Origin of the sequence: Thauera aminoaromatica S2, from assembly GCF_000310185.1 — a bacterium.
Lineage (GTDB): Bacteria > Pseudomonadota > Gammaproteobacteria > Burkholderiales > Rhodocyclaceae > Thauera > Thauera aminoaromatica.
In genome coordinates, this window is sequence record NZ_AMXD01000150.1 from 1 (window position 1) to 8,577 (window position 8,577).

The following is an 8,577-nucleotide window of genomic DNA, read 5'->3' on the forward strand; positions in this document are numbered from 1 at the left end:
TCCGGCGCCCGCTCCGGCGCCCGCGCCCAAGCCGCCCGCCGCGCCGGCCGCGGCAGTCGAGCCCGCAGCCGCACCCGGCTTCGTCGATACCCTGATGGAGGATCCGACCCTGCTCTACGGCGGTGGTGGCATCCTCGCGCTGTTGCTCGCCTACGCAGGCCTGAAGGCGCGCCAGCGCCGCAAGGAAGAAGAGATCCGTGCTGCCGAGGCCGCCCTCGGTGCCGCCTCGGTGGGCAGCAGCGGCCAGAGCGTGTTCGCGGGCACCGGCGGCCAGAGCGTCGATACCGGTGCCACCAGCATCATGCACACCGACTTCAGCCATTCCGGGCTGTCCTCGATCGATACCGACGAGGGCGTGGACCCGGTGGCCGAAGCGGACGTCTACATGGCCTACGGCCGTGACGCGCAGGCAGAGGAAATCCTGCAGGATGCCCTCAAGGCCGATCCGGGCCGTGCCGCGATCCATCTCAAGCTGCTCGAGATCTATGCCCAGCGCCGCAGCACGCGCCAGTTCGAGACGGTGGCGAGCGAGCTTTTCGCACGCTCCGGCGGCCAGGGGCGCGACTGGGAGAAGGCTGCTGCGCTGGGGCGCCGGCTCGATCCGGAGAATCCGCTCTATGCTGCGGAGCGTGGCGACACGGGTGCGCAGCGCGCGCCGCAGGGCGAGCCCGCGGTGGCACCGACGGTCGCTGCGGCAGCGGGCGTCGCTGTCGCAGGCGCCGCCGCGACCACAGCCGAGGCCGCACCGACCGGGCCGGAGCTGGCCTCGCTCGATTTCACCGCGGCGGCCGCTGCGCAGCCCAGCCACTCGCAGATGCGCGACACGTGGACATTGCCGGGAGAGCTGAACAAGTTCGCCTCGGGCGAGCGTGAGGGTCCGGCAGGCGAGCCGGCCGGAGAGGGGGCGCCGGCTGCGCCCCTGGCCGACGAGATCCCCTTCGACACCGGTGCGCTCGACTTCGAGCTCGACCTCGCGGATGACACGCCCACCGCGATGCCCGACCTGTCGGCGACCACGCCCGGCCTCGGTCGCGAGTTCGATCTCACCCTGGAAGCCGCGGACGAGGAGCCGCCTCCCCCGGCCCCAGCTTTCATTCCCGCTTCCGAGCCGGCCGCTGATGGCGGGCTGACCTTCGACCTCGATCTTGGCGAACCCGACGAGTCCCTCGACGCCGCGGCGCGCGAGCCGCAGCCGGCCAGCCCCGCCGCGATCGAAGCCGCACCCGCACCCGAGGCGTTCGCCTCCGCGCCGACGATCTCGGTGGAAGACTCCGGCACGATCAGCAACCTCGACTTCGAGCTCCCCGGCATGGAGGCTCCGGGCGGCGAGGCCTTCGATCTCGATGCGACCGTGGTCAGCGCCACCGGCACGCTCGACGACGAGCTCGCGCCGCCGCCGGCGGCCCCTGCGGGCACGGCCGACGAGGCCGTGGTCGACCTCGAGAAGACCGCCTTCGACTCCAGCCTGCTCGACTTCGACTTCGAGCTCGACGCACCGGCGACCCCGACCCAGGCCGCGGTGCCGGCCGGGCTCGACCTGACCTCGATCGATCTCGACCTCGAGGCGCTGCCCGCCGAAGCCGGTGCCGCGTTCGATGCGGTGCCGTTCTCGGTGGCCGACACCCAGTTCGACCAGCCGGCCGCAGGCGGCGCGGAAGCGCCGGGGTCGATGAACGAGGAGGCCGAGACCAAGCTCGAACTGGCCCGCGCCTACGAGGAGATGGGCGACAAGGAAGGTGCGCTCGAATTGCTCGAGGAAGTGGTCGCCGAGGGGACGCCGCGACAGCAGACCACGGCCCGCGATATGATCGCGCGCCTGGGCTGAACGCCCCCGCCGGCAGGCCGCCACGAGCGCGGGCTCGCGGCGGCCTTTTCCGTTTACCGATGCACTCCGGCCTTGTCCTGCTCCTCTGGCTCGCGGCGGTCGCCGCCGTCCAGCTCCTGCCGTCCGCTGCGCTCGGCGTCGCGGTCGCGGCCTGTGCGCTCGCGGCCGCCGTCTTCGCGCGCGCGCGCACCTGGCGCCTCGTGCGGCGGATCCGCGTGCTGCTGATCGCGATCGCCATCCTCTTCGCCTGGTTCACCCCGGGCGAGGCGGTGCTGCTCGACTGGCCGCACCTGGGGCCGACACGCGAGGGGCTTGCGCTCGCGGCGCTGCATGCCGGGCGGCTGCTCGCCGTGGTGTGCGCGGTCGGCATCCTGCTCGAGCGCCTGCCGCTCGCGCGCCTGGTCGGTGGCCTGTACGCGCTGTCGCGCCCGCTGCGCCTGGTCGGCGTGGCGCCCGAACGCCTCGCCCTGCGCCTCTTGCTGGTGCTGCGCTACGTCGAGGCCTCGCCGCGCGGGCAGGGGCCGGCCGACTGGCGACACTGGCTGGCAGACGAGTCTCCGTCCGACGCGGCCGCCGAAGCGGCGCCGGTGGTGCTGGCGCGCGAGCGCCTCGGACTGGGCGAGGGGCTGCTGGCGGGTGCGCTCTTCGGCGCGCTGCTGTGGTGGAGCCTGGCATGAGGCGCATCGTGCTCGGCCTCGAATACGCCGGCGACGCCTTCTGCGGCTGGCAGAGCCAGGCCCATGGCCGCACCGTGCAGGACGTGCTCGAGCGCGCGCTCGCGCAGATCGCGGGCGAGCCGGTGCGCACCCACTGCGCCGGACGCACCGACACCGGCGTGCATGCGAGCGCGCAGGTGGCGCATTTCGACACCCGCGCCGTGCGCCCGGCCTCGGCCTGGGTGCGCGGTGTCAACGCGCTGCTGCCGCCGGCCGTGGTGGTGCGCTGGTCGACCGAGGTGGGCGACGACTTCCACGCCCGCTTCCTGGCCTGCGAGCGGCAGTACCGCTACATCCTGCACAATGCGCCGACGCGGCCGGCGATGCTGGCCGGGCGGGTGGGCTGGTACCACCCGGCGCTCGACGTCGAGCGCATGGCCGCCGCCGCGCAGTGCCTGGTCGGCACCCACGACTTCTCAAGTTTTCGCGCTGCCGGCTGTCAGGCGAAGACGCCGGTGCGGGTGATGCACGAGGCCCGCGTGGTCCGCCAGGGCGAGTACCTGCTGTTCGATTTCCGCGCCAACGGCTTCCTCCACCACATGATCCGCAACCTGGTCGGCGCGCTGGTGTACGTCGGCAAGGGGCGCTATCCGGTGGCGTGGATGCGCGAGCTGCTCGAGGCCCGCGACCGCGCGCGCGCGGCGCCGACCTTCTCCCCGGACGGGCTCTACCTGTGCGGCGTGGCCTACCCGCCGCGCTGGTCGCTGCCGGGTGATGGGCGTATCATCGCGCTGCCCCAGCTACCCCTCGTCTGAATGTTCCGTACCCGAATCAAGATCTGCGGCCTGACACGGCCGCAGGACGTGCGCGCGGCTGTCGATAGCGGTGCCGACGCGATCGGCTTCGTGTTCTACCCGCCCAGCCCGCGTGCGGTCTCCATAGAGCAGGCTGCCGAGCTCGTCGCGCTGCTGCCCCCCTTCGTCGTCTCGGTCGGCCTCTTCGTCAATCCCGCTCCCGGCGAGGTCGAGGCGGTACTCGCGCGCGTTCCGCTGCAACTTCTGCAGTTCCACGGTGACGAAAGCGAGTCCGACTGTGCCCGTCACGGGCGCGCGTGGATCAAGGCGGCGCGAATGCGGCCCGGGGTCGATCTGCTAGAATTCGCGGCTTCGTACCCGCGCGCGAGCGGCATCCTGGTCGACGCCTTCGTCGACGGCTATGGCGGCGGGGGCAGGACCTTCGACTGGACGCTGATCCCCGCAGGCTTCAAGCGTCCGCTCGTGCTTTCGGGCGGACTCGACGCGGACAACGTGGGCGACGCCGTGCGCCGCATCCGCCCGTGGGCGGTGGATGTGTCGAGCGGGGTCGAGAGTGCCAAGGGAATCAAGGACGCGGACATGATCGCCGCGTTCATCGCCGGAGTTCGACATGCAGATGGCTGACACGCCTTACCAGTTTCCCGACGCGAGCGGGCATTTCGGGCCCTACGGCGGCATCTTCGTCGCCGAAACCCTGATGCCGGCGCTCGCCGAGCTGCGCGAGGCCTACGCGGCCTGCCAGAACGATCCGGCGTTCGTCGCCGAGTTCGAGTACGAGCTCAAGCACTACGTCGGCCGCCCGAGCCCGATCTACCATGCCAAGCGCTGGTCGGAGCTCCTTGGCGGCGCGCAGATCTACCTCAAGCGCGAGGATCTCAACCACACCGGCGCGCACAAGGTGAACAACTGCATCGGCCAGGCCATGGTCGCCCGCCGCATGGGCAAGCCGCGCGTGATCGCCGAGACCGGTGCCGGCCAGCACGGTGTGGCCACCGCCACCGTGGCCGCACGCTACGGCATGGAGTGCGTGGTCTACATGGGTTCGGAAGACGTCAAGCGCCAGGCCGCCAACGTCTACCGCATGAAGCTGCTCGGCGCCACCGTGGTGCCGGTCGAGTCCGGCTCGAAGACGCTCAAGGATGCGCTCAACGAAGCCATGCGCGACTGGGTGACCAACGTCGCCGATACCTTCTACATCATCGGCACCGTCGCCGGCCCGCACCCGTATCCGATGATGGTGCGCGACTTCCAGTCGGTGATTGGCAAGGAATGCCTGGTGCAGATGCCCGACATGGTGGGCCGCCAGCCCGACTACGTGATCGCCTGCGTGGGCGGCGGCTCCAACGCGATGGGCATCTTCCATCCCTACATCGGCGTGCCGGGCGTCAGGCTTGTCGGCGTCGAAGCCGCCGGCGACGGCCTGGACACGGGGCGCCACTCGGCCTCGCTGACCGCCGGCCGCCCCGGTGTGCTGCACGGCAACCGCACCTACCTGCTGCAGGACGAGGACGGGCAGATCATCGAGACGCACTCGGTCTCCGCCGGACTCGACTACCCGGGCGTCGGTCCCGAGCACGCCTGGCTGAAGGACACCGCACGCGCCGAGTATGTCGGCATCACCGACGCCGAGGCGCTCGAGGCCTTCCACAAGCTGTGCCGGCTGGAGGGCATCATTCCGGCGCTCGAGTCCTCGCACGCGCTCGCCTACGCCGCCAAGCTGGCGCCCTCCCTGCCCAAGGACAAGATCCTGCTGGTCAACCTCTCCGGGCGCGGCGACAAGGACATGCACACCGTCGCCGAGCGCTCCGGCATCCAGTTCTGAACCTGAATCCGAACCTGAAGCGGGCCGCTGATGCGGCCCGCAGTGTGATCGAGACATGTCGAGAATCCAGACCGTTTTCCAGCGCCTCCAGGCCGATGGCCGCAAGGCGCTGATTCCCTTCGTCACCGCCGGCTTCCCGGCGCCCGCGCTCACCCTGCCGCTGATGAACGCGCTGGTCGAGGGCGGCGCCGACATCCTCGAGCTCGGCGTGCCCTTCTCCGACCCGATGGCCGACGGCCCCACCATCCAGCGCGCCTCCGAGCGCGCGCTCGCGCAGGGCATGAGCCTGCGCAAGGTGCTCGAGACCGTGCGCGCCTTCCGCGCCGCCAATGCCGATACCCCGGTGGTGCTGATGGGCTACGCCAACCCGATCGAGGCCATGGGCCAGGAGCGCTTCGTCGCTGCCGCGCATGAAGCCGGAGTCGATGGCGTGCTGGTGGTCGATTACCCGCCAGAGGAGTGCGTGAGCTTCGCCGCTACCGCCAAGGCCGGCGGCCTCGATCCCATCTTCCTGCTCGCGCCCACCTCGGGCGAGCAGCGCTTCGCCGATGTCGCGCGCGCCGGCAGCGGCTATATCTACTACGTCTCGCTCAAGGGCGTGACCGGCAGCGCCAAGCTCGACGTCGACGAGGTCGCCCGCCGCATTCCCGAGATCCGCGCCGCGGTCGGCATGCCGGTGGGCGTGGGCTTCGGCATCCGCGACGCCGAGAGCGCGCAGCGCATCGGCGCGGTGGCCGACGCGGTCGTGATCGGCAGCCGGATCATCGAGGAGATCGAGAACAACCCGGGTGACGAGGTGGCGCGTGTGCGCGACTTCATGCGCCCGATCCGCGCCGCGCTGGACGCGCTGGCGACGGGCAGGGGGGTACAGGCATGAGCTGGTTCGAGAAACTGATCCCGCCGCGCATCAAGCGCGGCGACTCGTCGCGCAGCAAGTCGATCCCGGAAGGGCTGTGGAGCAAGTGCGAGGGTTGCGAGTCGGTGCTCTACCGCTCCGACCTCGACAGCAACCTCGGCGTGTGCCCGAAGTGCGGCCATCACCATCGCCTGCGCGCTCGCCGTCGCCTCGACCAGCTGCTCGACCCCGAGGGCCGCGTCGAGATCGGCGCCGAGGTCACGCCGGTCGATGCGCTCAAGTTCAAGGACTCGCGCAAGTATCCCGATCGCCTGTCCGCGGCCGCTGCCGACACCGGCGAGGCCGACGCGATGGTGGTGATGCGCGGCGCGATCAAGACCGTCCCGGTGGTGGTCGCCTGCTTCGAGTTCGAATTCCTCGGCGGCTCGATGGGTTCGGTGGTCGGCGAGCGCTTCGTGCGCGGTGCGCGTGCGGCCTTCGAGGAGCGCCTGCCCTTCATCTGCATCACCGCCTCGGGCGGCGCGCGCATGCAGGAAGGCCTGCTCTCGCTGATGCAGATGGCCAAGACCACCGCCTCGATCACCCGCCTGGCCGAGCGCCGCCTGCCCTTCATCACCTTGCTGACCGACCCCACCATGGGCGGCGTGTCGGCGAGCTTTGCATTCATGGGCGACGTGGTCGTCGCCGAGCCTAACGCGCTGATCGGCTTCGCCGGCCCGCGCGTGATCGAGCAGACCGTGCGCGAGAAGCTGCCCGAAGGCTTCCAGCGCGCCGAGTTCCTGCTCGAGAAGGGCGCGATCGACCTGATCGTCGACCGTCGCGAGCTGCGCGACCGTCTCGCGGTGCTGCTCGCCATGCTCAACCGCCAGCCCGCGGACGTGGTCGTCGGGTGATGGCGGAGCAAGCCGCATCGCCCGCCAGCCTGGACGGCTGGCTCGCCCTGCTGGAGCAGCGCCACGGCCAGCGCGTCGAGCTCGGGCTCGAGCGCGTCGCCGCGGTGCGTGCGCGCATGCAGGCCGAGTCGGACGCCGTGGTGATCACCGTCGGCGGCACCAACGGCAAGGGCTCGTGCTGCGCCATGCTCGAAGGCATCCTGCTCGCCTCGGGCTACCGCGTGGGCTGCTACACCTCGCCCCACCTGCTGCGCTACAACGAGCGCGTGCGCATCGACGGCAGGGACGCCGACGACGCGGCCCTGGTGGCCGGATTCGCCGCCGTCGAGGCCGCCCGCGGCGACACCGCGCTGACCTATTTCGAGCACGGCACCCTGGCGGCCTGGCAGGTCTTCGCCGCGGCAGGGCTGGACGTGATCATCCTCGAGGTCGGCCTCGGCGGCCGGCTCGACGCGGTCAACGTGTTCGAGCCCGACTGCGCGCTGGTGACCAGCGTGGCCATGGACCACATGGACTACCTCGGCGACACGCGCGAGGCGATCGGCTTCGAGAAGGCGGGCATTTTCCGCGCCGGCCGTCCGGCCGTGTGCGGCGATCCGCAGCCGCCCGCGACCCTGGTCGAGCACGCCGCGGCGATCGGCGCGCAGCTGTGGATCAGCGGGCGCGACTTCGGCTTTGGCGGCGACCGTCAGCAGTGGGGCTACTGGCGCTACGCCCAGCCTGCGCGCGAGGGTGCGCTGGTGCGCCGTGGCGGGCTCGCCTATCCGGCGCTGCGCGGCGCCAACCAGCTGCTCAACGCCGCGGCGGTGATCACCGTGCTCGAGTGCCTGCGCGAGCGCATCCCGGTGTCGATGCAGCACGTGCGCCAGGGCCTCATGCTGGTCGAGCTGCCTGGCCGCTTCCAGGTGCAGCCGGGGCGCCCCTCGGTGGTGCTCGACGTCGCGCACAACCCGCAGGCCGCCGGCGTGCTCGCCGACAACCTCGGCAACATGGGCTTCTACCCCGAGACCTGGGCGGTGCTGGGCATGCTCGCCGACAAGGACGTGGCGGGCGTGGTGGGGCTCATGGCCGGCCGCGTCGACCACTGGCTGCTCGCCGACCTCCCCGGGCCGCGTGGCCTTTCCGCCGAAGCGCTCGCCGCGCAGGTGCGTGCGGTGAAGGAGGGCGCCGACATCCGCTGCTTCGCCACGCCGGCCGAGGCCTATGCTGCGGCGCAAAAATTGGTCGCCGAGGATGATAGAATCGTCGTTTTCGGTTCTTTCCTGACGGTTTCGGATGTGCTCGCCGCGATCAAGGCGGCACGGCGCGGATGAGGTTTGGCGGTGACTGAGGCAGATTCCCTCGAGATCAAGAAGCGCGCGCGCCGTCGGCTGGTCGGCGCGATCGCGCTTGCCCTGCTGGCCGCGATCGTGCTGCCGATGATGATGGAAGAGGAGCCGAACCCCTCGATCGAGGACATCCGGGTCTCGATCCCCGATCGCGACAAGGCGGCCAGTCCGCGCCGCGGCGGCGCGCCCGAGAATGCGAGCGCGCCGGTCGCCGTCGCGGTGCCGGAGGACGACGAGGTGGTCGCGGCCGAGAAGCCTGCGACCGAGAAGACACCGGCGGCGGGGGACAAGCCCGCTCCTGCCGCTTCCTCCGCGCCCGCAAAGCCCGCCACGCCACCCACGCAGCCCGCCGCGGCGATGCCGCAGCGCCCGCCTGCGCCGG

8 protein-coding genes and 1 pseudogene are annotated in these 8,577 nt (G+C 71.3%); all 9 read left to right on the forward strand.

The features are described 5' to 3' along the window. Window positions 1–1,825 (forward strand): motility hub landmark protein FimV (locus tag C665_RS16655; protein WP_004323331.1); only part of this gene is annotated, 1,825 nt, incomplete at its 5' end. Between the two features lie 59 nt (window positions 1,826–1,884). Beyond that, the gene (locus tag C665_RS16660; RefSeq protein WP_004323333.1) at window positions 1,885–2,502 is read left to right on the forward strand and encodes a CbiQ family ECF transporter T component; all 618 of its coding nucleotides are present in this window, start codon (window positions 1,885–1,887) and stop codon (window positions 2,500–2,502) included. Further along, complete coding sequence (gene truA / locus C665_RS16665) at window positions 2,499–3,296, forward strand: tRNA pseudouridine(38-40) synthase TruA (RefSeq protein ID WP_004323335.1); 798 nt, start codon at window positions 2,499–2,501, stop codon at window positions 3,294–3,296. The genes C665_RS16660 and truA overlap by 4 nt, the downstream gene beginning before the upstream one ends. After that, window positions 3,297–3,920: a phosphoribosylanthranilate isomerase gene (locus C665_RS16670; RefSeq protein ID WP_004323337.1), complete on the forward strand. Its 624-nt coding sequence runs from the start codon at window positions 3,297–3,299 to the stop codon at window positions 3,918–3,920. Continuing rightward, on the forward strand, window positions 3,907–5,118 hold the full coding sequence (trpB, locus tag C665_RS16675) for a tryptophan synthase subunit beta (protein WP_004323339.1): 1,212 nt from the start codon (window positions 3,907–3,909) through the stop codon (window positions 5,116–5,118). Before C665_RS16670 ends, trpB begins: the two co-directional genes overlap by 14 nt. 55 nt (window positions 5,119–5,173) lie before the next feature. Beyond that, the gene (trpA, locus tag C665_RS16680) at window positions 5,174–5,995 is read left to right on the forward strand and encodes a tryptophan synthase subunit alpha (protein ID WP_004323341.1); all 822 of its coding nucleotides are present in this window, start codon (window positions 5,174–5,176) and stop codon (window positions 5,993–5,995) included. After that, window positions 5,992–6,867, forward strand: coding sequence for an acetyl-CoA carboxylase, carboxyltransferase subunit beta (accD, locus tag C665_RS16685; protein ID WP_004323343.1), 876 nt, complete (start codon window positions 5,992–5,994; stop codon window positions 6,865–6,867). The genes trpA and accD overlap by 4 nt, the downstream gene beginning before the upstream one ends. Next, entirely contained in the window at window positions 6,867–8,180 is a 1,314-nt protein-coding gene (folC, locus tag C665_RS16690; protein ID WP_004323345.1) for a bifunctional tetrahydrofolate synthase/dihydrofolate synthase, read from the forward strand. Before accD ends, folC begins: the two co-directional genes overlap by 1 nt. A gap of 9 nt (window positions 8,181–8,189) precedes the next feature. Beyond that, a pseudogene (locus tag C665_RS16695) lies at window positions 8,190–8,577 on the forward strand (SPOR domain-containing protein); the annotation flags it as partial.